This is a genomic window from Paenibacillus sp. SORGH_AS_0306, assembly GCF_030819345.1.
Taxonomy (GTDB): Bacteria; Bacillota; Bacilli; order Paenibacillales; family Paenibacillaceae; genus Saccharibacillus; species Saccharibacillus kyungheensis.
This window is the reverse complement of the sequence record NZ_JAUTBP010000001.1, coordinates 1,263,555-1,289,317: the sequence shown is the minus strand read 5'-3', so window position 1 is coordinate 1,289,317 and position 25,763 is coordinate 1,263,555. Positions and strand designations below refer to the sequence as shown.

At 38.1% G+C, this 25,763-nt stretch carries 26 protein-coding genes and 1 pseudogene; 2 read left to right on the top strand and 25 right to left on the bottom strand.

Annotation, left to right across the window (positions count from 1 at the left end; all coding sequences use genetic code 11):
* Positions 1-33: 33 nt before the first annotated feature.
* The 23 genes and pseudogenes from QE450_RS05815 to QE450_RS05705 form a co-directional block, all read right to left on the bottom strand.
* Entirely contained in the window at positions 34-516 is a 483-nt protein-coding gene (locus QE450_RS05815; RefSeq protein WP_204824569.1) for a flagellar basal body-associated FliL family protein, read from the bottom strand.
* Positions 513-737 (bottom strand): flagellar FlbD family protein, encoded by a 225-nt coding sequence (locus tag QE450_RS05810; RefSeq protein WP_069327376.1) that lies wholly within the window; start codon positions 735-737, stop codon positions 513-515. The genes QE450_RS05815 and QE450_RS05810 overlap by 4 nt, the downstream gene beginning before the upstream one ends.
* Before the next feature lie 79 nt (positions 738-816).
* The gene (gene flgG, locus QE450_RS05805; protein WP_204824571.1) at positions 817-1,632 is read right to left on the bottom strand and encodes a flagellar basal body rod protein FlgG; all 816 of its coding nucleotides are present in this window, start codon (positions 1,630-1,632) and stop codon (positions 817-819) included.
* A 93-nt stretch (positions 1,633-1,725) separates the two neighbouring features.
* Positions 1,726-2,106, bottom strand: a complete 381-nt coding sequence (locus tag QE450_RS05800; protein WP_069327378.1) for a TIGR02530 family flagellar biosynthesis protein — start codon at positions 2,104-2,106, stop codon at positions 1,726-1,728.
* Complete coding sequence (locus QE450_RS05795; RefSeq protein WP_307297741.1) at positions 2,103-2,846, bottom strand: flagellar hook capping FlgD N-terminal domain-containing protein; 744 nt, start codon at positions 2,844-2,846, stop codon at positions 2,103-2,105. The genes QE450_RS05800 and QE450_RS05795 overlap by 4 nt, the downstream gene beginning before the upstream one ends.
* A 20-nt stretch (positions 2,847-2,866) precedes the next feature.
* The gene (locus QE450_RS05790; protein ID WP_301261334.1) at positions 2,867-4,324 is read right to left on the bottom strand and encodes a flagellar hook-length control protein FliK; all 1,458 of its coding nucleotides are present in this window, start codon (positions 4,322-4,324) and stop codon (positions 2,867-2,869) included.
* A 100-nt stretch (positions 4,325-4,424) separates the two neighbouring features.
* Entirely contained in the window at positions 4,425-5,354 is a 930-nt protein-coding gene (locus QE450_RS05785; RefSeq protein WP_307297737.1) for a magnesium transporter MgtE N-terminal domain-containing protein, read from the bottom strand.
* Positions 5,355-5,423: 69 nt separating this feature from the next.
* A complete protein-coding gene (gene fliJ / locus QE450_RS05780; RefSeq protein WP_273615772.1) occupies positions 5,424-5,867 on the bottom strand; it encodes a flagellar export protein FliJ in 444 nt (147 codons plus the stop codon).
* A 6-nt stretch (positions 5,868-5,873) separates the two neighbouring features.
* Positions 5,874-7,193 carry a flagellar protein export ATPase FliI gene (fliI, locus tag QE450_RS05775; protein WP_273615771.1) on the bottom strand — a complete coding sequence of 440 codons (1,320 nt, stop codon included), beginning with the start codon at positions 7,191-7,193 and terminating at the stop codon, positions 5,874-5,876.
* Entirely contained in the window at positions 7,180-8,037 is an 858-nt protein-coding gene (locus QE450_RS05770) for a FliH/SctL family protein (RefSeq protein WP_273615770.1), read from the bottom strand. Before QE450_RS05770 ends, fliI begins: the two co-directional genes overlap by 14 nt.
* Positions 8,030-9,046, bottom strand: coding sequence for a flagellar motor switch protein FliG (fliG, locus tag QE450_RS05765; protein WP_069327385.1), 1,017 nt, complete (start codon positions 9,044-9,046; stop codon positions 8,030-8,032). Before fliG ends, QE450_RS05770 begins: the two co-directional genes overlap by 8 nt.
* An 11-nt stretch (positions 9,047-9,057) precedes the next feature.
* Entirely contained in the window at positions 9,058-10,653 is a 1,596-nt protein-coding gene (gene fliF, locus QE450_RS05760; protein WP_273615769.1) for a flagellar basal-body MS-ring/collar protein FliF, read from the bottom strand.
* 45 nt (positions 10,654-10,698) lie between these two features.
* Positions 10,699-11,007: a flagellar hook-basal body complex protein FliE gene (gene fliE / locus QE450_RS05755; protein WP_069327387.1), complete on the bottom strand. Its 309-nt coding sequence runs from the start codon at positions 11,005-11,007 to the stop codon at positions 10,699-10,701.
* Between the two features lie 30 nt (positions 11,008-11,037).
* Positions 11,038-11,490, bottom strand: coding sequence for a flagellar basal body rod protein FlgC (flgC, locus tag QE450_RS05750; protein WP_069327388.1), 453 nt, complete (start codon positions 11,488-11,490; stop codon positions 11,038-11,040).
* A 3-nt stretch (positions 11,491-11,493) separates the two neighbouring features.
* A pseudogene (flgB, locus tag QE450_RS05745) lies at positions 11,494-11,905 on the bottom strand (flagellar basal body rod protein FlgB).
* A gap of 838 nt (positions 11,906-12,743) precedes the next feature.
* Complete coding sequence (hslU, locus tag QE450_RS05740; RefSeq protein WP_273615767.1) at positions 12,744-14,144, bottom strand: ATP-dependent protease ATPase subunit HslU; 1,401 nt, start codon at positions 14,142-14,144, stop codon at positions 12,744-12,746.
* Positions 14,145-14,272: 128 nt separating this feature from the next.
* The gene (gene hslV, locus QE450_RS05735; protein ID WP_204824583.1) at positions 14,273-14,815 is read right to left on the bottom strand and encodes an ATP-dependent protease subunit HslV; all 543 of its coding nucleotides are present in this window, start codon (positions 14,813-14,815) and stop codon (positions 14,273-14,275) included.
* A 35-nt stretch (positions 14,816-14,850) separates the two neighbouring features.
* Positions 14,851-16,182, bottom strand: a complete 1,332-nt coding sequence (gene trmFO / locus QE450_RS05730) for an FADH(2)-oxidizing methylenetetrahydrofolate--tRNA-(uracil(54)-C(5))-methyltransferase TrmFO (protein WP_204824584.1) — start codon at positions 16,180-16,182, stop codon at positions 14,851-14,853.
* A gap of 176 nt (positions 16,183-16,358) precedes the next feature.
* Complete coding sequence (gene topA, locus QE450_RS05725; RefSeq protein WP_307297724.1) at positions 16,359-18,464, bottom strand: type I DNA topoisomerase; 2,106 nt, start codon at positions 18,462-18,464, stop codon at positions 16,359-16,361.
* A gap of 37 nt (positions 18,465-18,501) precedes the next feature.
* On the bottom strand, positions 18,502-19,641 hold the full coding sequence (gene dprA / locus QE450_RS05720) for a DNA-processing protein DprA (RefSeq protein ID WP_307297722.1): 1,140 nt from the start codon (positions 19,639-19,641) through the stop codon (positions 18,502-18,504).
* Positions 19,642-19,916: 275 nt separating this feature from the next.
* Positions 19,917-20,846, bottom strand: a complete 930-nt coding sequence (gene sucD / locus QE450_RS05715) for a succinate--CoA ligase subunit alpha (protein ID WP_273615764.1) — start codon at positions 20,844-20,846, stop codon at positions 19,917-19,919.
* 42 nt (positions 20,847-20,888) lie between these two features.
* Complete coding sequence (sucC, locus tag QE450_RS05710; RefSeq protein ID WP_273615763.1) at positions 20,889-22,046, bottom strand: ADP-forming succinate--CoA ligase subunit beta; 1,158 nt, start codon at positions 22,044-22,046, stop codon at positions 20,889-20,891.
* 277 nt (positions 22,047-22,323) lie between these two features.
* Positions 22,324-22,806, bottom strand: a complete 483-nt coding sequence (locus QE450_RS05705; protein ID WP_273615762.1) for a MarR family winged helix-turn-helix transcriptional regulator — start codon at positions 22,804-22,806, stop codon at positions 22,324-22,326.
* 231 nt (positions 22,807-23,037) lie between these two features.
* Here QE450_RS05705 and QE450_RS05700 point away from each other — a divergent pair, with 231 nt between their 5' ends.
* Both QE450_RS05700 and QE450_RS05695 read left to right on the top strand, forming a co-directional pair.
* A complete protein-coding gene (locus QE450_RS05700; RefSeq protein WP_204824589.1) occupies positions 23,038-23,466 on the top strand; it encodes an organic hydroperoxide resistance protein in 429 nt (142 codons plus the stop codon).
* Between the two features lie 384 nt (positions 23,467-23,850).
* A complete protein-coding gene (locus QE450_RS05695) occupies positions 23,851-24,489 on the top strand; it encodes a hypothetical protein (RefSeq protein ID WP_307297715.1) in 639 nt (212 codons plus the stop codon).
* Positions 24,490-24,663: 174 nt separating this feature from the next.
* On the opposite strand, the gene QE450_RS05690 is transcribed toward QE450_RS05695, so the two are convergent.
* Both QE450_RS05690 and QE450_RS05685 read right to left on the bottom strand, forming a co-directional pair.
* On the bottom strand, positions 24,664-24,819 hold the full coding sequence (locus QE450_RS05690) for a hypothetical protein (protein WP_301261341.1): 156 nt from the start codon (positions 24,817-24,819) through the stop codon (positions 24,664-24,666).
* Positions 24,820-24,838: 19 nt separating this feature from the next.
* Positions 24,839-25,513, bottom strand: coding sequence for a sulfite oxidase-like oxidoreductase (locus QE450_RS05685; RefSeq protein ID WP_307297711.1), 675 nt, complete (start codon positions 25,511-25,513; stop codon positions 24,839-24,841).
* Positions 25,514-25,763 lie beyond the last annotated feature (250 nt).

The window sequence follows — 25,763 nt, the reverse complement described above, 5'->3', positions numbered from 1 at the left end:
TTTATTTATAATGAGAACTATCTTATTCCAAGATTAAATCGCACTCACAATAAAATTAGTAATCTCAATATCTACCACTTTACCTCCGTCTTCTGGAAGAGAACTGTTGATCAATTTAAGCAACTTATCATTAAGAGCATCTTTTCCTTTTGCTCCGTTCAAAGCATCTGGGTTCGTATCAGCAAGTGTTTTGATAATTAATGGCTTCACTTTCAAGTCTTTAATTAATTCAAAAGCTTCTTTTGTTTTGGCATCTTGAAGTTGGAATGAGAAACTCATATTGACTACATATGAAGGATCACCCAAGTTCGTTTTAATATCGTCTATTGTCGAAGAAACATCAGCAATTTCAGAAGCAGTCATTTTAGATAATGCTTCTTTTTCAGCTGCGGCAGCAGCTGCGGCACTTACTGGCTCTTTTTCTCCAAACATATTCCCCATCAAGAAATATGCGACCACACCGATTAATCCTACTGCTAATACCCCGCTAACGATCCAAGGTAGTAACTTCTTCATGATAATTCCTCCATATGCTGCACTTTAATAGTTCCTGTCAGTGTACCTATACTTTTATTGTATTCGTGGATGAGCTTGTTTAATTGATCTGCTTTTTCTAAAACGATAATTCGCTTACCTGTAGTTAATGTGACATACGTATCCGGTGTCTCTTCAATCATCTCGATCAATAGAGAGTTAAGCCACATCGGTGAGCCGTTCAATCTTGTTACAGGGATCATTTTGCCCCTCCTCAAAAAATGTCCTTATACAGCAAAAGGATGAGAAGGATAGCAATATCCTTCTCGAACCTTTAATTAATTATCGTTTCAAGTTAACGATTTCTTCAAGAATAGAGTCAGACGTTGTAATAATACGAGAGTTCGCTTGGAAACCACGTTGAGCTACGATCATTTCTGTAAATTCACTTGTCAAATCAACGTTAGACATTTCAAGCTGACCTGCTACGATTGAACCTGTACCTGTTTCAGCATTATTAGCTGTAGTCAATTCGATTGCACCATCAGTGATCGCATTTGGTGTTACACGATACAAGCTACCTCCAATTTTTTCCAAACCTTCAGGGTTAGTCACTTTAGCAACTCCCAAAGTCTGCCCAGTAGCTGTTGTACCATCAGCCAATGTATACAATAATTGACCATTTTGCTGAATAGTGAATGAAGTTGCTTCTTCTCCAACGACTACAGGAGCGCCGTCACTATCTACTACATAAGCACCATCAGAAGTTACAAGGTTACGGTTAGCATCGACGTGAAAGTCCCCTGCGCGCGTTAAATAAGGAGTTTCTTGATCTGCCGATAATTTAACAGCAAAGAATCCATCACCATCTAGACGTAAGTCTGTAGGGTTGTTTGTTGTCTGTGCACTACCTGCTAAATGAAGAGTATCGATAGAAGATACAGATGAACCCAACCCGATTTGTTGAGCATTTACACCACCGGCTGTATCTGTAGGAGCTGAAGTTCCTTTGACTGTTTGGCTCAAGATATCCTGGAACATTACACGAGATTGTTTGAAACCTACTGTATTTACATTGGCAATATTATTACCAATAACATCTAATTTTGTTTGAAAGCCTTTCATACCTGAAATTCCTGAATATAAAGATCTTAACATTGTGTTTCCTCCTATGGATGTTCAATTAGTGGGTTGAGACTGCTTCAGTCGGTCGGCAGTCTCCTGACTTTCCAGTGATGGTCCAGTCAGCAATCAAATAATTACGGCACTGTCGATTTGAGTAAAAACGTTGTCTTTCATTGATTTGCCATCCATGGCGGTAACAACGGTCCGATTGGGTACATTCACTATTAAAGCAACGCTATTCTGCATGAGTATCAGTGACTCTTTAGCACCTTTGGCAGCGGCTTTATCTATTGCTTGATTTACACTTTTCAACTGATCTGCACTAAGTTCTATTCCTCGCTGCTCTAATCGTTTAGAAGCATGATTGCTGAACTTTAGTAATTTGTTATCTAAAATATTTTGAAAGTCAGATGTTGAATTTTCGTTGTTTACGTTTTTGGTACGTCCCAGTAGACCTGAATTGAGATTAGTCGGATATAACTGACCTACTTGGATAGGACCACTCATGATGAACCTTCTTCACTAGCCGGTGTTGTTGTATCCGTTACAGGTTCTGATGTTGTCGGTGTTGCTTCTGTAGACGTACTTGCTTGTTCTCCTGAAGATGGAGTAGCTGTTTCTTCAGTAGTTGTAGTAGGCGTTGTTGCTGCTGGTTCAGTTGTTGTAGCTGGTGTTGTTGTTTCTACAGGTGCTGTTGGTGTCTCAGTTACGCCTGATGGTGGTGTTGTCGCTGGTGTTGTCGCTGGTGTAGGCGTTGTTGTATCTGTTTTGGTTGGTGTTGTCGTTGCATTTGCTGCTTCTACCATAGCAATGATACTAAGCGGAACCGCATTTTCTCCTACCTGCGCATATTGCACGCCAGCTTTGAGAACGATTGATCCTACAACTCCGGATTGATACGTTGTTGTTTTTTCACCTGTTGCACTATCGGTTTTTTCTTCAGGCCACGTGATTTTTTTACCGATCAATTGTGAAGAAGCTCCGAGTGAATTATCTACAGATGAACCTACAGAATCAATTTTTTTACCGATATTAATCAATTGTTCTAGTGAGGAGAACTGAGCCATCTGTCCGATAAATTCTGTGTTTTCCATAGGAGACATTGGATCTTGGTTTTTCAATTGAGCGACTAAGATAGTTAGAAATTGATCTTTACCTAGTTCACTTTTACTTGTCGATGCTGCTTTTTGTACATTGCCTGTTGAATAATTAGGCCACATGTTGGATGTTGATATTGCATCTGCCAATTATATTCACCTCCATTCGTTTATGCTTTCGCTACATACGTACTACCGTAATTCATAGTGCTTGATGCTGTAGCTGCTTTTGTTTCTTCGCGCCATTCTTTCAATTCACCATTCAACTCAACAGCAAGGATTGCATCGTCATTTTGTTCTTCTCTTCCGTTAGAACGTCTTCCGGATTGTTGTTGACCTGCACTAGAACCAAATCCTTGTCCGCCGTTATACATCTGTGATTGTAATGAAGAACTTTGCGTTACTTCTAGCTTTTCAACTTGAAGCCCTTGAGATTGAAGTGCTGAACGTAATTGAGACATTTGCTGATCTAACATATCTTTAGCCATATGCTTTTCAGTAATAAACTGAGCTAACACTTGACCATTTTGTATCGTAATTTTGACATCCACTTGACCCAAGTTTTCCGGGTTTAAAGAGATAGTCGCTTCAGACATTCCTTTAACTTGTTGAACGTCTAATTTATTAACGATAAATTTACTCATTTCATCTGGAAAGTTCTGAATGTTTACTGTAGTAGTTGGCACTACAACTTTAGCGGTTGGAGCAGCTTCAGCACGCATTGCAAATTGTCCTACAGTCATTACTACTGGTTCAGGTTGCTCGTCTGATTGATCAGATGTTGCAGCTTGATCTCCACTTGCATCTTTCGCAGCATTTTGAACAATGCTTTGTACTGCACCTTGTTCAGCAGCTTTTTTTGTTTCATCCACTACTGTGATCTGTGCCGCTGTATTAGCTTTGGCTTCATCTTTAGGTGCTGTGATAATAGCTCCTTGATTATTTACAGAAGTTGTTACTGCATCAGGTGTTTGAGTACTCGCTTTTTGTAACATCGTTTGTAATCCTGTTAACAATTGTTCAAGTTCAGGATTAGCAGCCTGTGTACCATTTTTAACAGCTTGTAAAGTATCTACAATTTGTGTCACAGCATCTGCAACTGCAAAGCGAAGTGTTTCCGGGTTTTTCGCTAGATTGTTCATCGCTTCCTGACCTGTATTCAAAACGTTAGCACCTGTTACATTTTGTGCTTCTGTTCCTTCTGTAGAAGAAGTCTGTTCTGAAGAACCAGATAAAACTTGTTGAACTTGTGTTAGCCAACCTTGTAATGATTGAACAAGAGCAGGATCCGTTGTAATCGCTTGATCCATATCTTGCAGTTTGTCTAACAAGTCATCTAGAAGTTTACCTACTTTTTCAACTTGTTCTCCATCTGTGCCCTCACCTGTAACATCAGTAGATTGCTGACCACCAGAAATCATCGCCTGTAGTGTTTCTAATAAAGAAGCAGCTGTACCCATAATTCCAGAAGCTGTTTGAGCTAGTGGATTAGCTGGTGTACCGTTTGTCCCCATCACTTGCACAAGAGCTTGATTAAATCCTGGAGCCGAAGCTACATTCGTACCTGATGCTTTGGTTGCCGTCGTTGCGCCTGCATTGCCTAATAAGTTTTGAAGTATCATACTCATTTATTATCACCTCCTTTAAGGAAAAGGTTAATAAGACAGACTTCCCAACTGTGCCCTATAGCCATACAATAGGAAATGCTTCCGACTGTTCTTATCATTATTAATTACCTGCCATAAGCTGATTAATAATTTTCACTGTTGCTGCTGGATCTTTAGTAGACATCGCAGAAAGAATTCCTGCTCTTGTAGTGTCATCCATTGTGTTTAACACTTTCAATACTTTCGCCTGGCTACCTTTAGCTGTTTGCAATAATAAATCTGCTGCACTAGCTGCTGGCATACTTGTAAATGTTTGAGCCAATGCTTGATCATCTAATTTAGAACTGGTAGTAGATGAAGCTGGTGTAGGAGCTACTGTTGTTGTAGCATTTTGCAAAGCTAGCGAAGTCACTGAAGCAACTTTGGCATCCATTTTTTGCAAAATTCCTGCTTGGTCTGTCGCATTCATTGCATTTAATATTTCTACTTGTTGAGGTGTAGTCATATTTTGCAAAATTGCTGCTGCTTTGGAAGAACTCATATTAGAGTATATTTTCGCAACATTTTTAACTTGTTTTTGATAATCATTAAGTGTTGATGTGCCTGTACTCGTAGTACCTGTAGCTGTTGTTCCAGTTGTCGTGCCTGTAGTTGCTGGTGTGGTTCCAGTCGTTGCCGGTGTTGTCGATGTTCCGTTCGTATTTGTTGTAGCATTCTTTTTAAGAGTCTCAATTTCTTTTGCTTGTTCTTCTTGAGTTGCTTTGGAAGCAGCAAGTTCTTTTTTTAATTTATCTACTGTAGCACTATCACTTTCTGATTGAGTAGTACTTGCAGTAGCACTACTATCTTTATCGGCAGAAGGCACCCAATTTTTCACTATAGGAATTTGGTCTAGTGTACTAAACATACTTTTACGTAAATCTACGTTAAATAACATAACAATTACGCCAACTAATACAAGGGTAAACAGAATTGGAGTCGCAATAAAAAGGAATCTTCCCATTCCGCCTGATTCCTTTTCTACTTCCATTTCTGGACTTTTCTTCGCCACGGTAAACCTCCTTGATCACAACATGCTTATTTCTTATTAGCGTCATTCAGGTATAGTTTGGTGTATATATTACTTGGAGTTCATTACATACCGTACTGTAGCCATTTCATCAAGATCGTTTTGTTCACGAACCATATATTCATGATTGAATTTAGTCTTTGCTTTGTCTTTAGCTTGTAGCCATACTTTTTCATCTACCATTTTTTCAGTCAAATGAAGTTTTTTGTGTTCTACTTCTACTTGAGCTTCACGAATATCAACAATTTTGCGCGATATGCATTGGTCTAGATAAACGACGTAACGCTGTAAATCTTGCAATTCAGAAATAGGTGCTCTATTTTCAATTGCCTGATTAATCATTTCCAACGTGCGACCCTGATCTTCCAGCAGTTGATCTAATGTTTGTTCCTGTGCTTGTAATTCTCCCAGTGCTGAAGATAGGAGCCATTCTGCCTGGTTTTTTGCACTTGATTTAATATCAACAACTTTTTGAAAAGTATACTGGAATTTCATAATTTATCAGCTCCTCGCAAATTCGGCAATCATCTGTTCTTGTGCTCCAGATAGTGTCGTTTTTTCATGTACTTTTTGTTTGGTAAATCTCCATATATCCTGTATACGTTCAATGGCTTCATCAATATCAGGACTTGATCCTTTTTGATAAGCACCAATATTAATCAAATCTTCGGATTCTTTAAAAACAGACATTAATCGTTTCATGTTATCTGCTGCATCTGTCTGTTCTTCTTCTACGATGTCTTTCATAACCCGGCTAATACTTGCTAAGACATCAATAGCTGGAAACTGTCCTTTATTGGCAATAGAACGATTTAGTACAATATGGCCGTCTAAGATACCTCTGACTGCATCGGCGATCGGTTCGTTCATATCATCACCATCTACCAACACCGTATAGAAAGCTGTGATAGAGCCTGTAGGCCCTGTACCTGCTCGTTCTAGCAATTTAGGTAAGCCTGCAAATACAGATGGAGTATATCCTCTCATTGCTGGTGGTTCACCAACTGCTAACCCTACTTCACGTTGAGCCATAGCATAACGAGTGACAGAGTCCATCATGAACATCACATTCATTCCACGATCTCTGAAATATTCAGCTATCGTTGTAGCAATCAAAGCACCTTTGATACGAATGAGTGCAGGTTGATCAGATGTAGCTACGATAACTACAGAACGTTGTAGACCTTCTGGACCAAGATCGCGTTCGATAAAATCGCGTACTTCGCGTCCACGTTCTCCAATAAGTGCAATGACATTCACATCTGCTTCTGTATTACGAGCAATCATTCCCATTAACGTACTTTTACCAACACCAGAACCAGCGAAGATACCTACACGTTGACCTTTGCCTATTGTAAGCAGACCGTCTATTGCTCTTACTCCTATACTGATAGGATCTTGAACCCTTGGTCTTGAAAGTGGATTAGGCGGTGTATTGAATGTAGAATAATGAGTCATTCTAGCTGGAATCAATGAACCATCTAAAGGTTGACCCAATCCATCTAGCACTTTACCTAGTAGTTCTGAACCTACTTGAACCGTAAGTGGTTTACCTGTACCTACAACATCGCATCCAGGGCCAATCGATTGTAATTCACCGAGTGGCATCAATAGCACTTTATTATCTCGAAAGCCAACAACTTCTGCTCTTAAAGGAGCAATACCTTTGGTTGGATAGATGTAACACACATCACCAATACTTGCGTCCGGCCCTTCAGACTCAACCATTAATCCAATTACTTGAGTGACCTTGCCATTAATACGAACCGGATCAAGTTGTTTGAGATATTCTAAATACCTTGAAGAATTAAGATCCTGCATTACTATTCCCCCGCTCTTCGTCATGAAGCGCTAAGCGAACCAATTCTTTTTTAATTTCGCTTAGTTGAGTATCAATACGAGCATCTACACTACCAAATGCTGACCGAATGACACATCCGCGATCGGTTACCGTCGAATCCGGTAAGATTTGAAGTTCTGCTTGAGAATCGATTGACAGTGTTAACTCTTCTCTAGCAGCATGTACAAAATCAAATTGACTAGGACTAATACATAATGTGATAACACCTTGTTCGCGTTTACGAGCCAGTGTTCTTTTAATGAGATCAATTACATAATCTTGTTGTTCTTCAAGCTTTTTATTGATTACTTTTTCAGCTATACCGCAACTTAGATTAACTAAAAAAGGTTCTGCTTCTTGAATAATTTGTTCTTTTGCTTCATAAGCTTGACCCAGAACTGTTTGTGCTTCTTGCATAACTTCACTCATATGAATTTGCATTTCCGCTTCTACACGTTCTCGACCTTCTTCAAAGCCTTCTTGAAAAGCTTGTACTTTGATCGCTTCAATCAAATGTTCATCTTGCTGGCGACGCTCTTCCCACCAAGCTGCTATCGTTTCTTGAGCATTTTGGAGGATACGTTCTGCTTCTTCTGCTGCTTCGCGTACTTGACGTTCTGCAAATTCTTTGGCATCTGTCAGCATTTCTTCTTTTAAACGAACGGTATGTTCATCCACATGAGGTTGATCATAAGCATGTGGATGAGAAACCGTATAAGTGTCTTGAGTAGCTCCATCAGATTGCTTGTAATAATCACGGCTGAAATCGAGCTTTTTAAGCACTTCTACCGGAATATATTGGGATGATTTGATCAAATTAGACAATGATATCATCTCCTCCACCGCGTGCTATGATAATTTCACCTGACTCTTCAAGTCTTCTAATAATTCCAACTATACGAGTCTGTGCTTCTTCTACATCTTTCAAGCGGACAGGCCCCATAAATTCCATTTCTTCTTTGAATGTTTCAGCCATACGTTTGGACATATTTTTGAATACCGATTCGCGTACATCTTCGCTTGCCACTTTGAGTGCCAATTGAAGATCGGCATTCTCGACATCCCGTACAATCCGTTGAATCGAACGATCGTCGATATTGACAATATCTTCGAAAACAAACATCCGTTTTTTGATTTCTTCAGCAAGTTCAGGATCTTGAATTTCTAGTGAATCAAGGATCGTTCTTTCTGTTCCTCGGTCAACACCGTTCAAGATTTGAACAATCGATTCGATACCACCCGCATTTGTATAATCCTGTGTAACCGTAGCTGATAATTTCTGCTCCAATACACGTTCAATTTGCGAGATGACTTCCGGTGATGTACTATCCATCATCGCCACTCTTCTTGCTACTTCAGCTTGTTTTTCCTGAGGTAGCGAAGAAAGAATAGCAGCCGCTTGTTCAAATTGTAGATAAGAAAGTACCAAAGCAATCGTTTGTGGATTTTCATTTTGAATAAAATTCAAAATCTGACTAGGATCAGCTTTACGAGCAAAATCGAAAGGTCTTACTTGTAATGTAGCTGTTAGTCTGTTAATCACTTCAAGAGCTTTGTTCTCACCTAATGCTTTTTCCAAAATTTCTTTAGCGTAATTAATACCGCCTTGAGAAATATATTCTTGAGCTAAGCAAATCTGATGAAATTCAGAAACGACTGAATCTTTCTCAGCACTTTCTACTTTACGTACATTAGCAATTTCAAGCGTTAATTGTTCTATTTCTTCATCCCGTAGATGTTTAAATATTTGAGCCGATACTTCCGGTCCGAGTGAGATTAATAATATGGCTGCTTTTTGTCTTCCGTTAAGCGCCTGAGTACTTCCCTTTGCCATCGATTCACCTCTTATTCATCAGCAAGCCATGTACGTAATAAGTTAACAAATTCATCCGGTTTCTTTTTGGCAAGTGATTCAAGTTGCTTACGTACCTGACTATCATTCGTCAAGTTATCCAAACTAATCGAAGGAAGCTCAGTTACTACTGGTAACAGCATATCTTCTTCATAGTCTCCTGTTTGTTGCTGTTTGCGACGACGTAAGATTATAAACACAACAGCCGCGATAACAAGTGCTGCGATTGCTGCAATAATCCAAGTCATATTATTAGCAAAAAATCCTTGATCTGTTGTATCTGTAGCGAATGCTTGTGAGAACACATTTACTTTAGAAGCTAAAGCAGGATCATTTTCTGCATAGGTCACACCATTTTCTGATAACGAAGTTCTAACAATACTTTCAAGCATGGTTTGAACTTGTTTATTCAAATCAGATTGTTGCGTAACCGTTTGACCTGCTACTGGATCAATAGCTACATTAATTGTTAAATCTTTTACAAAATAAGGACTAGATACAATCTCATTATGAATTTTATTTACATCATAATTGATTGTACTTTGAGATTTTTCGGATTCGTTACTACCTGATGATGAACCACCTGGATACGTTGGAGTATCTGTGCCTCCTGTTCCAGCAACACCACTATCTGGAGTAGAAGTACCTGTACTGCTTTCTTGGATCTGCTGTGCACTGATTTCGATACCTTTCATATTCTCGACATCTACAGGCTCTACACGATCTTCTTTAGAATTTTTTTGATCAAAATTCAAGTTCGAAGCAACCAGTACATTTACACGTTCAGGTCCTAGCAATCTTCCCAAAAACTGTCTTACATTATTTTCAACATCAGCTTCATATTTTTTCTGTAAAGCCATGTTTTCTTGTACTGCTCCAGCCAGCCCAGAAGGCCCGCCACCTTTAACAGTAGATACCAGTTCACTACCATCTGTTCCATTCGTGATTGTAATATTCGCAATCGGTAAATGTGGAACAGCAGTACTTACTAAATTGTAATAACCATCAACTGCTTCTTGCGTTACACGAAATCCTGGTTTGAACTGCATAACTACTGATGCTGTTCCTGTATCTTCGTCTTCTGTACTAGCAAAAAGACTTTCTTCTGGTAAATTCACCAACACTTTCGCATTGCTTACTCCGTTCATCTGTTTGAGCAATTGCGATACTTCACCATTCAAAGCGTTATTATATTTCACGTTAAATTCATTATCTGTCATACCAATAGCAGAAGAGCTTGCATTAAATTCGCTAAATCCGATCGTTCCGTTTTGCATTAATCCTTGTGATCCTACAGCGACTTTGGCTCTAGCAGCACTTTCACTTGCTACAGAAATGCTTGTACCATCACTACTTAACTGGTAAGGAATACCTTGTCCATCTAAATATTCCATAATCGCAGCGGAATCTGTAGCATCTAAGTTTTGGAATGCTACTTCATATTGGACTTTAGAAAATTGAATAGTTAGTACAACAATAGCAATAATAATAAATGCCAGCGTTGAGATCAGTAATATTTTTTGGTTTTTATTAAAATTCTTCCAGTATTGGACAAGTTTATCTCTATACTGGGCAACTCTTTCATTCACAATGTCACCCCACTCGAAACTATGCTATGGAACATATACAGCTACTTACAATTGAGTACGCATGATTTCCTGATAAGCTTCAAGCGCTTTGTTACGAACTTGAGAAACCATTTGTAGACTAAGTAGTGATTTCTCAGAGGCGACCATTACTTGATCCACATCTACTTGTCCTAGCAAGAACTTGTCGTTCATCTGGTGAACTGTTTTCTCCTGTTGTCCAACTTGATTCATAGCATCTTCTAAGTAAGAACCAAATTGTTCCATCGCTTCACCAGGTGTTGCTTTGGCTTGTGTCGTCATTCCCGTCGTCATCTTCAAAGGGGATGCAGCATTGAACATTGTGTTCTCTATCATTATTTACCCCACCTTTCCATTTTTGATCGTTTATTTACCAATTTGTAAAGCTTTGGTAATCATTGCTTTGGAAGCATTAAGTGCAGTTACGTTAGCTTCATATGAACGCGAAGCCGATATCATGTCCACCATTTCTTTTAAATTATCGACGTTAGGCATTTTTACATAGCCATCTTTGTCTGCGTCTGGATGTGTCGGATTATATACAAGTTTGAAAGGTTCTGGATCTTCTTGAATGGCTGAAGCTTTAACACCGTTAATCCCGTTGCGGCTTCCATTCATTGCGGAATCAAGTGTATCTGCGAAAGATGGTTTGTTTGTCGATAACACAACTTCTTTACGACGGTAAGGAACAGCTTCACCATTAACGACTTGTGCTCTTGTTGTCTCTGCATTCGCAATATTGGAGGAGACAACATCCATTCGAAGTCGTTGTGCTGTTAACGCAGAAGCACTAATATCAAAACTGCTACTAATTCTCATGGATTAGCTTCCTCCTTGAATAGCGGTTCGCATCATTTTAATCTGATGGTTAATTTGTTCGATGTAAGCATTGTAACGAAGTTGGTTTTCAGCAAGGTTACTCATTTCTACATCCATGTCAACATTGTTTAAGTTGTTGTTCATGACTGTACTTTGATTACTAGTGACCATTGCTTGCGGAACAGAGTTAGTATTACCAATTTGGAAATGTCTTTTATCTTCAACTTTACCACTAAATGGCATTTGAGAATCATCCATTTGGCTTTGAAGCATATTTTCAAAAGAAACATCTGATCTTTTTAAAATAAGGGGTATCTGCATTTGCTATATTGTTTGAAATTACTTGTTGTCGAAGTGTAGCAGCTCCCATTGCTCCTTCTAATCTTTTAAATCCAACATCATTTAAAAGGTTCATTGACATCACTCCTTTCAATATCCATGCTGTTCTGGAAAGTAAATTCCATATTTTTATCATAATTCTTTTTTTTTCGACAAAATCATCACAAAACTCATTCTCAGTTTATAGCTCTTTGTGCGTCATTCTTCCTAAAATCTTATAACATAAGTTTCCTAGAGAATTGGTCATAACACAATGAGAATAAAGCCCTATCTTTTGACAAAAACTGAGTCTTTTTGTCTTGTTTTAAAAATATTCTTCCAAATTACATGAAGAAAATACCATTTAAGAACAATAAAACCATGTAATAATTGTCGATTATGCACGAATTTAACTAACTTAACTTTTAAAGTCTAATATTAATTTTAAATATTTTAGGTCTTTTATCATTCATCTTATCATGATAAAAATTAACCAAATAAGTTAATAGATGAGCATAACTTATTTTTTCACGACATATAGCCTAGTGCATATTACTTACTGCAAAATAATTTTTAAAGATTTTGTGAATTTTCTTGCGTATAATCATTTATTTTTAGACAAATTTGCTTTTTTATAGAATAGTACATGCTGAGGAGAAACAATTTGCATGTTTGCGAAAATGAATCAATCATAACTTATTCATTGTAAAATGGCTAGTATAATATATACGTGTTGTTTACTATATCGGATCATCTAACAATAACTTGTACAACGTTTTTCTTTCTGTACTCATCATACCTCTTTCGCGACTACGAAAATATAGGAAAAAGGCGGGGAACTTTGAGAAACAGTACCCCACCTTTTTCCTAAAAAGATGATTTCCTATTCAATTTCGGTCTTTATCGACTAGTACAGGTGCTAGAGACGTAGCTCTTTACAAAATATATTGACTTAAATCTCTGTTTTGAGCAATCTCACGTAATTTTTCTTGTACATATTGAGGTGTAATAATCATTTTCTCTAACGTCAATTCTGGCGCTTCAAAAGATAAATCTTCTAACAGTTTTTCTAAAATCGTATGCAAACGACGTGCACCAATATTCTCAGTATTTTGATTAACTGCCGCTGCGATCGAAGCGATTTCTCGAATAGCTTCATTAGAAAATTCCAATTCTATATTTTCCGAACGTAAAAGATAGACATACTGTTTTGTTAATGCATTTTCAGGCTCTGTCAAAATATTTACAAAGTCCTCTAATGTCAAACTATCCAGTTCTACCCGAATTGGGAAGCGACCTTGCAATTCTGGAATCAGATCAGAAGGTTTAGACGTATGGAAAGCACCGGCTGCTATAAATAAAATATAATCTGTTTTGACCGGGCCATACTTCGTCATAATCGTAGAACCTTCTACAATCGGAAGGATATCACGTTGTACCCCTTCTCTAGAAACATCAGGGCCTGTACCACGTCCAGAACTGGTTACTTTATCTATCTCATCGATAAAAATAATACCTGTTTGTTCTGCACGACGTAGTGACTCTTGATTCACATCGTCCATATCCATCAATTTGTTCGCTTCTTGCTGTGTTAATATTTTGCGAGCATCTTTAATCGGAAGTTTACGTTTTTTTGTTTTTTTAGGTAAAAAGCTACCTAACATTTCTTGCATATTCATCCCCATTTGATCGTTGCCCTGACCTGCAAACATATCCATCAAAGAAGGCATAGAATCTTCTACTTCTACTTCAATCACATCATTTTCTAATTTGCCTGCTAACAGATCAAAACGCACTCTGCGTCTTTTATCTTGAATCGAACCATCTTGCTCAAAATTAGTCTGAGGTTCTTCCGTTTGATTTTGATTACCAAATAGCATTTCAAGCGGATTACGTTGTGATTTGTTTTTAAAGCCAGAAGGCACTAAAATTTCGACAATACGTTCATTTGCCATTTCTTCTGCTTGGTCTTTTACTTTTTCAGTACGTTCCAATTTGACCATACGAATAGCTGTTTCTACAAGATCACGCACCATAGATTCTACATCTCGTCCAACATAACCTACTTCAGTAAACTTGGTTGCTTCTACTTTGATAAACGGAGCATGAACGAGCTTCGCGAGCCTACGGGCAATCTCTGTTTTACCTACACCTGTTGGCCCGATCATCAAAATATTTTTTGGTACAATCTCATCCTGCATATTTTCAGGCAAAAGACTACGGCGATAACGATTACGAAGTGCAACTGCAACCGATTTTTTAGCATTTTTTTGTCCAACAATATACTTATCCAATTCGGTAACTATTTCTCTAGGGGTCAAAGCAGTGGTTGTCATGATCTTACCTCCATATCGATAAAAGTAGTGAACTGATAGTAACTATAGTGATTAAACAATATAACGATTATATAAAAACCGGTGCTTATCGCACCTGTTACTAAAGTACGCAGTAGCACCGGTCCATCTTACAATTCTTCTACAATAATATTATCATTCGTATATACACAAATTTCCGCAGCGATATGCAGTGAAGCTTCGACAATGTCTTTTGCTTCTAAATCTTTACCATGACGTTTAAGTGCACGTGCAGCAGACAAAGCAAAATTACCTCCAGAACCGATCGCAATAACATCGTCATCCGGTTCGATAATTTCTCCGCCACCAGAGATTAACAAAATTCCGCTTTGATCCATAACAATCAATAAAGCTTCTAATTTGCGAAGTACACGATCAGAACGCCATTCTTTAGCAAGCTCTACTGCAGCACGTTGCAAATTACCGTGATGCTCTTCAAGCTTCGCTTCAAACTTTTCAAATAACGTAATCGCATCAGCTACCGAACCAGCAAATCCAGCTAATACTTGTCCACGATAGAGGCGACGTATTTTTTTAGCATGTTGCTTCATAATAACATTTTGTCCGAATGTGACTTGACCATCACCAGCGATAGCTGCTTTACCATTGTGACGAACAGCACATATCGTTGTAGCGTGAAATGAGAGATCCATTTATACTTCCCCTCCTCTACATAATCAAACGTGAATTATTGTGTAACTTCTGTTTGCTCTAGCTCAAAAAATGTTTTAATACTTTCTAAAGCCTGATTTGCCAGCATTTCATTTTTTTCTTTTTTATTACGAATACGTTTTTCTGGTTTAGGTAATAGACCAAAATTGGCATTCATCGGTTGGAAATGATCTGGATCAGCATGTGTAATATAGTGAGCCATACTTCCTAGTGTACTCTCCAAAGGTAAATGAAGCAATTCTTGCCCTTTAGCTAGACGTGCAGCATTCATACCAGCAATCAAACCAGATGCGGCAGATTCTACATATCCTTCTACACCTGTCATCTGTCCGGCAAAGAAAATACGATGATCATTTTTAAGCTGATATGTATCTTCTAACAGCTTAGGAGAATTGATAAACGTATTACGATGCATCACACCAAAACGAACATACTCTGCATTTTCAAGACCAGGAATCATAGAAAATACACGACGTTGCTCGCCCCATTTCAAATGCGTTTGGAATCCAACTAGATTATAAAGAGTACCTGCTGCATTATCTTGACGCAATTGAACAACCGCATAAGGTAATTCACCTGTATGAGGATTAACCAAACCTACTGGTTTCATCGGTCCAAACAAAGCTGTTTGTCTACCACGCTTCATCATCACTTCGATAGGCATACAACCTTCAAAATAGATTTCTTTTTCAAAATCTTTTAATTGAGCCGTTTCTGCTTCGATCAGTGCTTCATAAAACGCATTGAACTCTTCTTCGTTCATCGGGCAATTCAGGTAAGCGGCTTCACCTTTATCATAACGCGAAGCTAAATAAACTTTATTCATATCAATTGAATCTTTTTCTACAATAGGAGCTGCTGCATCATAGAAATAGAAATATTCTTCACCCAAAAGTGATTGAATTTGTTGCGACAATGCAGGCGATGTTAAAGGTCCTGTCGCAATCACTACAATACCGTCTGTAGGAATTTGTTGTAATTCTTCATTAACTACGGTCACCAAAGGATGATTGTGTAGCGTAGAAGTAATCTCACCAGAGAATCCATCACGATCTACAGCAAGTGCTCCACCGGCTGGAACGGCATGACGATCTGCTGCTCCAAGAACTAACGAATTCAGCATACGCATTTCTTCTTTCATTACGCCTACTGCATTTGCTAAAGTATTGGAACGTAAAGAGTTACTACATACCAACTCTGCAAATTGATTTGTATGATGCGCTGGTGTTTTTACCACAGGACGCATTTCGTATAAGGTAACAGGTACACCTTGACTTGCGATTTGCCATGCTGCTTCACTACCTGCAAGACCTGCTCCAATAACCGTTACTTTTTGAATATCTGACACAATAAAAAACCTCCTGCATAATGCACTTAATCTAAATAGTTATAACTTGCACCCTGTTTAAATAAACAAGATACAAGTTATGATAGGTAACGTGGATCCAAAAGATCCACACTGTATTTAATGATACGTATTATACGTGAAAAAGTCTCAAAATCCTATTTTGTAGAAAGGAAACGTTAATCCACCTCTAATGCCTCATCTTCTGGTTCTTCCACCATTTCAGTATGATCACAATGAGTACATTGCAACTTCACACCTTGTTTGTTACGTTTTTCGACCATCATTGATTCACAGACTGGACAAGGTTTAGGTGATGGACGATCCCATGATACAAAATCACAATCAGGATAACGATCGCAACCGTAGAATACCCGACCTTTTTTACTACGACGTTCAACGACATGCCCTTCTTTACATGTTGGACAAGTAACCCCGATATCTTTAATAATCGGTTTGGTGTTACGACAATCTGGGAAACCAGAACATGCGAGAAATTTACCAAAGCGTCCTAATTTATAAACCATTGGCAATCCACATTTGTCACACAGCTCGTCAGACACTTCGTCTTCAATCTCAATTTCTTTCATTTCTTCTTCAGCAAATTCTAAGCGTTTTTCAAAAGATTCGTAAAATTCACTTAATACGTGAACCCAGTCTTCTTCCCCATCTTCCACATGGTCCAAGTTCTGTTCCATATTCGCTGTAAACTCAGCATTTAATATTTCAGGGAAAAATTCTTCCATCTGCTGAATAACCAATTCGCCCAGTTCTGTCGGCATAAATTTCTTTTCTTCAATCGCGACATAACCACGTTTTTGAATCGTTTCGAGTGTAGGTGCATACGTACTTGGTCGTCCTATCCCTAACTCTTCTAACGTTTTTACTAGACGTGCCTCTGTATAGCGTGGCGGCGGTTGAGTGAAATGCTGTTTGGGTTCGATCTCTTCTTTTTGAAGTTGATCGCCTTGAGCAAGTGGTGGTAAAAATTTGTCGCCTTCTTCTTTACCATCATCATTGCCTTCAACATATAATTTCATAAATCCTTGAAAACGTACTTTGGAACCTACCGCACGAAAAGTAGTAGGACCTGCTGCAATATCAACAGATAATGTATCCAATACTGCGGAAGACATTTGACTTGCAGCAAACCGTTCCCAAATCAATTTATAAAGACGGAATTGATCACGACTCATTAATGGTTTGAGAGAATCTGGATCACGTACAGCAGAAGTAGGACGGATCGCTTCATGCGCATCTTGAGAATTAGCAGCTTTTTTAGAATATTGGCGTGGTTCATCAGGAACAAACTCTTTACCGTATTTTTCTAAAATAAACTCTTTCACTTCTTCTTGTGCTGATGCAGCGATACGAGTAGAATCTGTACGCATGTAAGTAATAAGACCAACAGTACCTTCTTTGCCTAGATCAATACCTTCATACAACTGCTGAGCTACAGACATTGTTTTTGCTGCACGGAAATTCAATTTACGAGCCGCTTCTTGTTGTAAAGAAGATGTAGTAAATGGAGCTGAAGGATGACGCAAACGTTCACGCTCTTTTACATTGGTGACTTCAAAAGAAGAATCTCCAATAGCCGCCAAAATTTCTTTGACTTCTTCTTCATTATGAAGATCTTTTTTCTCACCGTTCAATTTGTTGAACTTGGCTTCGAACGTAGTATCATTGATCCTTAACTTCGCTGTAATACTCCAGTACTCTTCAGCTACGAAATCAGAGATTTCATTTTCGCGATCAATAATAATTTTAACGGCTACAGATTGTACACGACCTGCGGACAAACCTTTTTTTACTTTTTTCCATAATAATGGACTGATTTTATAACCCACTAAGCGATCTAATATACGACGCGCTTGTTGTGCGTTAACAAGATCCATATTAATTTGGCGTGGTGTTTTGAAAGCATCTTTGACTGCTTGTTTGGTGATTTCGTTAAAAACAACTCTACACATTTCGGATTCGCCAACATCAAGCGCATGGGCTAAGTGCCAAGCAATTGCTTCACCTTCGCGATCCGGATCGGCTGCGAGATAGACTTTTTTTACTTTTTTACGGGCATCTTTTAATTCTTTGAGGATAGAGCCTTTGCCACGAATAGTGATATATCTAGGATCAAAATTATGCTCAACATCAACACCGATTTGGCTTTTCGGCAAATCTCGAACGTGTCCCATGGATGCTTTCACAATATACTTACTGCCCAGGTACTTACCGATTGTTTTCGCTTTCGCTGGTGATTCTACAATAACAAGTGTATCTGCCATTAGGTTCGTCCCCCTTTCATTTTATCTTTTATATGATTTATATTAAGGTATATAACGCGCCAGAGCGTTGACTGATCTGTTTTTTTATGATTAAAGATAACAGAACCGTATGCAAAAGTCCAAAATCAAAATTCGATTGAACATGAAGTTCATCGATTGTTGCATCACCCTGCTCCAATATAAGGTATATCGTTTTTTCGTCTGTTGTCAAATCGAATTTTTGAGAAAAGGGTGAAATCGAAGCATTTGAGTCGTTAATTTCACTGGAATTTTCTTTCATTTCGTACGGATTATCACACCGTTTAATTAAACTTGAATCATATTCCTTCATTATATCTTCTGTAGATGTAACCAGAATGGCTCCTTGTTTGAGTAAAGAAAGTGTACCCTGACTTTTGGGAGAAGTGATCGGACCCGGTACAGCAAATACATCACGATTCTGTTCCATTGCAAAATCGGCTGTAATTAACGATCCACTTCTAGCATCTGCTTCGACAACAACAGAGCCATAGGAAAGCCCCGATATAATTCGATTACGCTGTGGAAATAGACCTGGCGAAGATTTGGTTCCTATCGGATACTCGGACAAAATCAATCCTTGATCTGCTATTCGATGATACAGTGAACGATTTTCCGCTGGATAGATCATATCAATAGCTGTACCTAGTACTGCGATCGTTGATCCATTTACTCTAAGCGCTGCATCGTGACAGACACTATCTATTCCTCGAGCCATCCCGCTTACTATCGTAACACCACGTTCTGCCATTTCACCAGCAAGTAACTCACCAACTTTACGACCATAAGCTGTCGGAACCCTTGTTCCAACCATGCCTATACAGAAGCTCGATAATAATTCTAATCTTCCTTTAGCATATAAGATCCAGGGTGGTTGAAAAGTTTCCTTCATTAAAGTAGGATACTCTTCATCTAGCATAGTAATAATATGAATCCCTTGATCTTTATACTTCTTCATTTTGGACATCAGATATTCCGGTTGTAACTGCTGTGGTAAAGATTGAGCAACTTTTTCAGGCATGCCTAATCCACGCCAGCTTCCGGCATCCCATTCCGGCAGTTCGCGCAGATCTACATGGTTCTGTAATATATCGCTCATTCTTTTCCAACCTATTCCAGAAGCTTCACATAGTCCAAGCCATACTAATTTCTCATTCATAATATAATCTCCTTTTCAGGAGCAGGAACAAATCATCCTTCTCCATTTAATCGTAAACCTAACTATTTTGCAAGCGTTTACTTCATTTTTAGGTATTTTCTTCCATTATTTCGATCTCTTTTTTCAAAATAAACGAAAAAGAACGCAAAAAAAGCAACCTTTGTCTCCTCAAGAGAATACAAAGGTTGCTTACCTTATACGTCTGTCACTATCTAATTACACCCATTATAAAGAACAGGCCATTAAAAGTCTATACCGATAGATTAAAGTCCTTTTTAGTGCGTAGTGCACTCACTTAAAAGACCTTTTTCTTCTAAAACTTCAACAAGTGTTGAACCCATTTCAGAAGGAGTAGGTGCTACTTTAATACCGCAAGATTCTAATTTAGCAATTTTTTCAGCAGCAGTACCTTTACCACCAGAAATAATTGCGCCTGCATGTCCCATACGTTTGCCTGGAGGAGCTGTTGCGCCGCCGATAAAGCCTACAACAGGCTTCGTCATATTCGCTTCAATCCACTCTGCAGCTTCTTCTTCTGCTGTACCACCGATCTCACCGATCATGATAACAGCACGTGTATTAGGATCTTCGTTAAATAATTTCAGAATATCAATAAATTCTGAACCTTTTACTGGATCTCCACCGATACCTACTGCAGATGATTGACCAATTCCACGAGTAGACAATTGATGAACAGCTTCATACGTTAATGTACCACTACGTGATACAACACCTACATAACCTGGCTTGTGAATGTAACCTGGCATAATACCAATTTTACACTCACCTGGTGTAATCACACCCGGGCAGTTAGGTCCGATAAGAACTGTTTTTTTGCCTTCTAGATAACGGGATACTTTGACCATATCCAATACTGGAATACCTTCTGTAATACAGATAACCAGATCTAGTTCAGCATCGATTGCTTCAAGAATAGAATCAGCTGCAAATGCAGGAGGTACATAGATAACACTTGCTGTAGCACCAGTTTTTTGTTTGGCTTCTACAACTGTATTAAAGACTGGCAATTTTACAGTTTTGCCATCTTCGAGTGTAATCTCAACATCAGTTCCACCTTTACCAGGTGTTACGCCGCCTACCATTTGAGTACCGTAATCTAGCGCACCCTTAGTATGAAAGAGTCCTGTTGCCCCGGTGATACCCTGAGTGATGACTTTTGTATGCTTATCTACCAAAATACTCATTGTTTAGACACAGCTCCTATCACTTAATTTAGGTCCTGGATTTTATACGAGAGCTACGATCTTCTGTGCTCCGTCCGCCATAGAATCCGCGGCAACGATGTTTAGCCCTGATTCAGCGAGAATTTGTTTACCTAAATCTACGTTCGTACCTTCAAGTCTTACAACTAAAGGACGATCCAGACCGATTTGTTTGGCAGCTTCAACTACGCCGTTAGCAATAACATCGCAACGCATAATACCACCAAATATATTAATGAAAATACCTTTTACACTACTATCGGACAAAATAATTTTGAAAGCTTCTGTTACTTTCTCCGTTGTTGCACCGCCCCCTACGTCAAGGAAGTTAGCCGGTTCGCCGCCATAATATTTGATAATATCCATTGTAGCCATCGCTAGACCTGCACCGTTGACCATACAACCGATATTACCATCAAGAGCGATATAACTTAGATCGTATTTAGAAGCTTCAATTTCTTTTGCATCTTCTTCATCCAGATCACGAAGTTCAAGAATATCAGGATGTCTAAAGATCGCATTAGAATCAAAGTTCAATTTCGCATCCAAAGCAATTACTTCACCATCGCCTGTTACAACCAGCGGATTGATTTCTGCAATTGAGCAATCTTTTTCGATAAAAGCAGTATACAAGGCAGTCATAAATTTAGCTGCTTTGTTCACTTGCTTAGTAGGAATATTGATTGCATATGCTAGTTTGCGAGCTTGGAACATTTGTAGACCAATAGCCGGGTCTACAGTTTCACGGAAAATCTTTTCAGGTGTTTTTTCAGCGACTTCTTCAATCTCAGTGCCGCCTTCTTCAGAAGCCATCATGACGACTCTACCTGTAGCACGATCGATAACAACGCCTATGTAATATTCTTTTTGAATATCACAGCCTTCTTCGATTAGAAGTCGTTTTACTTCTTTTCCTTCAGGTCCTGTCTGATGCGTTACAAGCACTTTACCCAAAATTTCTTGAGCATACGTACGTACTTCATCTAGACTTTTAGCTACTTTAACTCCGCCAGCTTTACCTCGGCCACCAGCGTGAATTTGAGCTTTGACAACACACACTGGGCTGCCCAGTGACTGAGCTGCTTCTACAGCTTCTTCTACCGTGAAAGCAACTTTACCTTCCGGTACTACTACTCCGTACTGTTTAAGTACTTGTTTTCCCTGATATTCATGGATATTCATTCAATAAATCCTCCTATCAACATGAATGCATTCCGGCAACATCACCCGGCAAATCAATAACCTTCAATATTGTAACATGTTTTTAAAACGCTTTCCTTAAAAATTTCGCCAATTTACTCCATTTACTGGAAGTTATCTTGAGTAAGCTAGCTCTTACTTAATATATCATGTATACGCTATCAAAGTAAAAAAATAAACACCCTTTTACCAAATTTCGATAAAAGGGCTGATTTTAAAGCTTTATTCTATTGCACAAGATACACGTATTTTGTATCCATTAAGACTTGTTATTCGCCATTTCGACATTCGTTTGGTGAATGTTATGAAGTAGCTGTTTAAACTCACCTAATAATTCTTCTAGCTTCTTCGTATTCATACATGTTCCGGTTAAAACATCATTCGGAATATTAACTGCTTCTTCTTGCAAATTTTGACCAGCTTCAGTCAATGTAATATGCACTTTACGCTCATCTTCTGTAGAACGCTTACGAATAATTAAGCCTGCTGCTTCCAGACGTTTAAGTAATGGAGTCAATGTACCTGAATCCAAATACAATGCATTTCCTAATTCTTTAACTGTACATTCTTGTTTCTCCCATAAAACAATCATCACTAAATATTGAGAATAAGTTACTCCCAAACGATCTAGCAATGGCTGATACATTTTAGTCATCTCACGAGAAGAAGCATAAATAGCAAAACAAAGTTGATTTTCAAGCTTTAACTGCGGGTGTGGATACTCATTTGATTCTGTAGTCATGCTATATCACCTACCTATAATTAATATGAAATATAAATATTCTTATCTAATATTTACCCAAAACGACAAAATTAGTGACGAACAAGAGTGTGCGAAATCTACTTTATACGTATGATTATATCATAAAATCTACTGATTTACATAAATATAGCGAAAAATATTTTACTTTTCATATTAATTGTGTTAAATTTAATTTTGTAAAATAAATCGTTCGAAAAGGTGGAGTTATTCATGTTAACAATTCAACAAAAAATGTATGAAACTACAGTAAAAGCAGTCGGCGGACGTGCAGGTTATATTGAATCTTCTAGTCCTGAACTTCGTTTAGATATTGCAACACCAAAAGAAATGGGTGGCGCTGGCGGTGCTGGTACTAACCCTGAACAATTATTTGCAGCAGGTTATTCTGCTTGTTTTGATAGTGCTCTAAATATGGTTGCTCGTATGCAAAAAATCAAACACGAAGGTACAGAAGTAAACGCTACTGTTATGTTTGGTAAAGCTGAAGATGGCGGATTTGCGCTAGCTGTAAAAATGGATGTTTTGGTTAAAGGTGTAGATCGTGAAGTAGCTACTAAACTTGTAGAAGAAGCTCACAATGTATGTCCTTACTCTCGTGCAACACGTGGAAACATCGCTGTTGAATTAAACGTTATCTAATTTTAGATTGTCCAACTTGTACACTATCCCTATAAACCCTTTCTAACTCTACCCCCTTATATAGAGTTTAGAAGATCATTTTGATATCGATTTAACGAAAGAAGCAGTCCCCTAACTGCTTCTTTTTTGTCTGTACATAAAACAATTTTTTTTATTATGATTTATTTTCAGAAAGAACAATTTCGTTACAAATCCTTCAAACCCTTGATATGACAGGAATATCATCATTCTTATAATGGATTGACATTTGTTACAAAATGTAAGGTTCGTGTCAAAATCGACTGTTATGTGTATGTATGTTATAGTGAAAAACGTTATTTCGTTATTCATATTCAAAAGATTCATCAACGTAAAGATGAACTTAACAAACAGGAGGTCCATTTTATGAAACTCAAAATCAGTACTTTTCTACTTGCACTAACCGTTGTAGCTGCGACCGCCGGCTGTTCTAATAACAGCACTCAAACACCAGCTAGCACTACAACACCAACAACAACGAATGAATCTACAGCGACAGACTCCTCTACAACAACAGGAGGAAGTACAGCTGTAACTGACAACGACAACAGCACAAGCGAAGACGCAACTGCGACAGACGAAGCAACAGAAAGCACAGACAAAACGACAACGGATACGACTACAGATAGCGATAAATCTGATATTTCTGTTGATAAAGTAGCTAGTGCAATCAAAACACAAAAAATCGATTTGATTTCTGCTCCAGATGAACAAAACAGTTGGGTATTGAATGATGTGAAAGCAACTCGTTTTGTTACTGATAAAGATTTAAATAAACAAGAAACGGTTTCAATTTATAGCTTCAAGTCTGCTGACGATGCTAAAAAAGGTCTAGAAGATTTGAAAACTCAAACAAGCAAAACTCCTTATGACTTGTTGAACAAATCAACATATATTAAAGGTAATGCTGTAGTGGTATATTGGTTTGAACCTTCTTTAAACCAAGGTAGCAAAGAAAAAGGTATGTTAGATGCTAAATTGCAAAAAGCTGTAGATAGCTTGTAATTGTAGTTTATCCCCTTTGAAGTAGTATTTATGTACATCAAGTATCTACTTTTCTAGGCTCACATTCGATCAACGAATAAAAAGAACCGTCCTTAGGGAACGGTTCTTTTTTGTATTCATTATTTTAAGTATTCTAGCTGTACTCAGTGTTGCTACGATCAACTAACAGAATATTTACTTTCTTCCACCTGTAAAAGGATTGATCTCATACGTAAGATCTCGCCCTGCTTTTTTTTCTTCTTCAGCGATACGTTTGCCAATTCCTGCATAATACAGTACACCAGCTACCGCAGAAACTACTGTTACGATAATAAAGCCTAATCCATTCATAGTTATCAGCTCCTAATGGTTAGTCCGCTTCACAATACTTCCATTCATCTTCTGGCATTTCATATTCATCTGAAGAAAAACGTTGTTCTTGGAAAGGATCAGCTACATTGTGAAAGCCATGATTTTCCCAGAATCCCCGTCGATCTTCTTTCATAAATTCAATGCCACGTATCCATTTTGCACTTTTCCAAAAATAAAATTTCGGTACAATCATACGCAATGGTCCACCATGTTTGGCTGTAATAGGCTTATCGTCGTAATTCCAAGCTAACAATACATCTTCATCCATCAAATCTTTCAGTGCTACATTGGTCTCATAATCAGGATCAGCATGAATCATTACATATTTGGCTTCAGATTTCACTTTTAGTAGTTTCATCAAATCTGAAAACTTAACACCTTCCCATACGGTATCAAACTTAGACCAGCGAGTTACACAATGAATATCGCTCACGGTACGCGTAACAGGTAGCTTTTGCAAATCTTCAAATGTAAAAAACTGCTCTTCTTCTACTTCTCCAAAAATACGTAGATTCCATAGATTCATATCATACTCAGGTACACTACCTTCATGCAAAATCGGAAAGCTTTCAGTAAGTGTCTGCCCTGGAGGTAAACGATGTTGCATATCTTGCCCTAATTCAGGCGTTTGAGGAACTCTAGCGCCTTTTAGACGATCTGCTTTATTTTGCATCATCAACTCTCCCATCTATTTCATGTATATTCTATATTTTAACATTAATCATTACCCATTTATAGCAACAGTTACTGATATGTGTGCTGACAAATACTTTGTTCAAATGCTTTATATACAGGATCGATTTTGATCATAAATTGAAATCGGACAAATATAGGGTCATTTACTTTAAAATCGCTTGTATTCGGTATATTTTCAGCAAAATAAGCTCATTTTAACTTTACTATGGACAAAAATAGGGTCAATA

What these genes read in the sequence shown, in the direction of transcription:
- QE450_RS05815 (WP_204824569.1), bottom strand. Translation starts at nt 516, where the DNA reads ATGAAGAAGTTACTACCTTGGATCGTTAGCGGGGTATTAGCAGTAGGA.
- QE450_RS05810 (WP_069327376.1), bottom strand. Translation starts at nt 737, where the DNA reads ATGATCCCTGTAACAAGATTGAACGGCTCACCGATGTGGCTTAACTCT.
- flgG (WP_204824571.1), bottom strand. Translation starts at nt 1,632, where the DNA reads ATGTTAAGATCTTTATATTCAGGAATTTCAGGTATGAAAGGCTTTCAA.
- QE450_RS05800 (WP_069327378.1), bottom strand. Translation starts at nt 2,106, where the DNA reads ATGAGTGGTCCTATCCAAGTAGGTCAGTTATATCCGACTAATCTCAAT.
- QE450_RS05790 (WP_301261334.1), bottom strand. Translation starts at nt 4,324, where the DNA reads ATGAGTATGATACTTCAAAACTTATTAGGCAATGCAGGCGCAACGACG.
- fliJ (WP_273615772.1), bottom strand. Translation starts at nt 5,867, where the DNA reads ATGAAATTCCAGTATACTTTTCAAAAAGTTGTTGATATTAAATCAAGT.
- fliI (WP_273615771.1), bottom strand. Translation starts at nt 7,193, where the DNA reads ATGCAGGATCTTAATTCTTCAAGGTATTTAGAATATCTCAAACAACTT.
- fliG (WP_069327385.1), bottom strand. Translation starts at nt 9,046, where the DNA reads ATGGCAAAGGGAAGTACTCAGGCGCTTAACGGAAGACAAAAAGCAGCC.
- fliE (WP_069327387.1), bottom strand. Translation starts at nt 11,007, where the DNA reads ATGATAGAGAACACAATGTTCAATGCTGCATCCCCTTTGAAGATGACG.
- flgC (WP_069327388.1), bottom strand. Translation starts at nt 11,490, where the DNA reads ATGAGAATTAGTAGCAGTTTTGATATTAGTGCTTCTGCGTTAACAGCA.
- hslU (WP_273615767.1), bottom strand. Translation starts at nt 14,144, where the DNA reads ATGACAACCACTGCTTTGACCCCTAGAGAAATAGTTACCGAATTGGAT.
- hslV (WP_204824583.1), bottom strand. Translation starts at nt 14,815, where the DNA reads ATGGATCTCTCATTTCACGCTACAACGATATGTGCTGTTCGTCACAAT.
- topA (WP_307297724.1), bottom strand. Translation starts at nt 18,464, where the DNA reads ATGGCAGATACACTTGTTATTGTAGAATCACCAGCGAAAGCGAAAACA.
- dprA (WP_307297722.1), bottom strand. Translation starts at nt 19,641, where the DNA reads ATGAATGAGAAATTAGTATGGCTTGGACTATGTGAAGCTTCTGGAATA.
- sucD (WP_273615764.1), bottom strand. Translation starts at nt 20,846, where the DNA reads ATGAGTATTTTGGTAGATAAGCATACAAAAGTCATCACTCAGGGTATC.
- sucC (WP_273615763.1), bottom strand. Translation starts at nt 22,046, where the DNA reads ATGAATATCCATGAATATCAGGGAAAACAAGTACTTAAACAGTACGGA.
- QE450_RS05705 (WP_273615762.1), bottom strand. Translation starts at nt 22,806, where the DNA reads ATGACTACAGAATCAAATGAGTATCCACACCCGCAGTTAAAGCTTGAA.
- QE450_RS05700 (WP_204824589.1), top strand. Translation starts at nt 23,038, where the DNA reads ATGTTAACAATTCAACAAAAAATGTATGAAACTACAGTAAAAGCAGTC.
- QE450_RS05695 (WP_307297715.1), top strand. Translation starts at nt 23,851, where the DNA reads ATGAAACTCAAAATCAGTACTTTTCTACTTGCACTAACCGTTGTAGCT.
- QE450_RS05690 (WP_301261341.1), bottom strand. Translation starts at nt 24,819, where the DNA reads ATGAATGGATTAGGCTTTATTATCGTAACAGTAGTTTCTGCGGTAGCT.
- QE450_RS05685 (WP_307297711.1), bottom strand. Translation starts at nt 25,513, where the DNA reads ATGCAAAATAAAGCAGATCGTCTAAAAGGCGCTAGAGTTCCTCAAACG.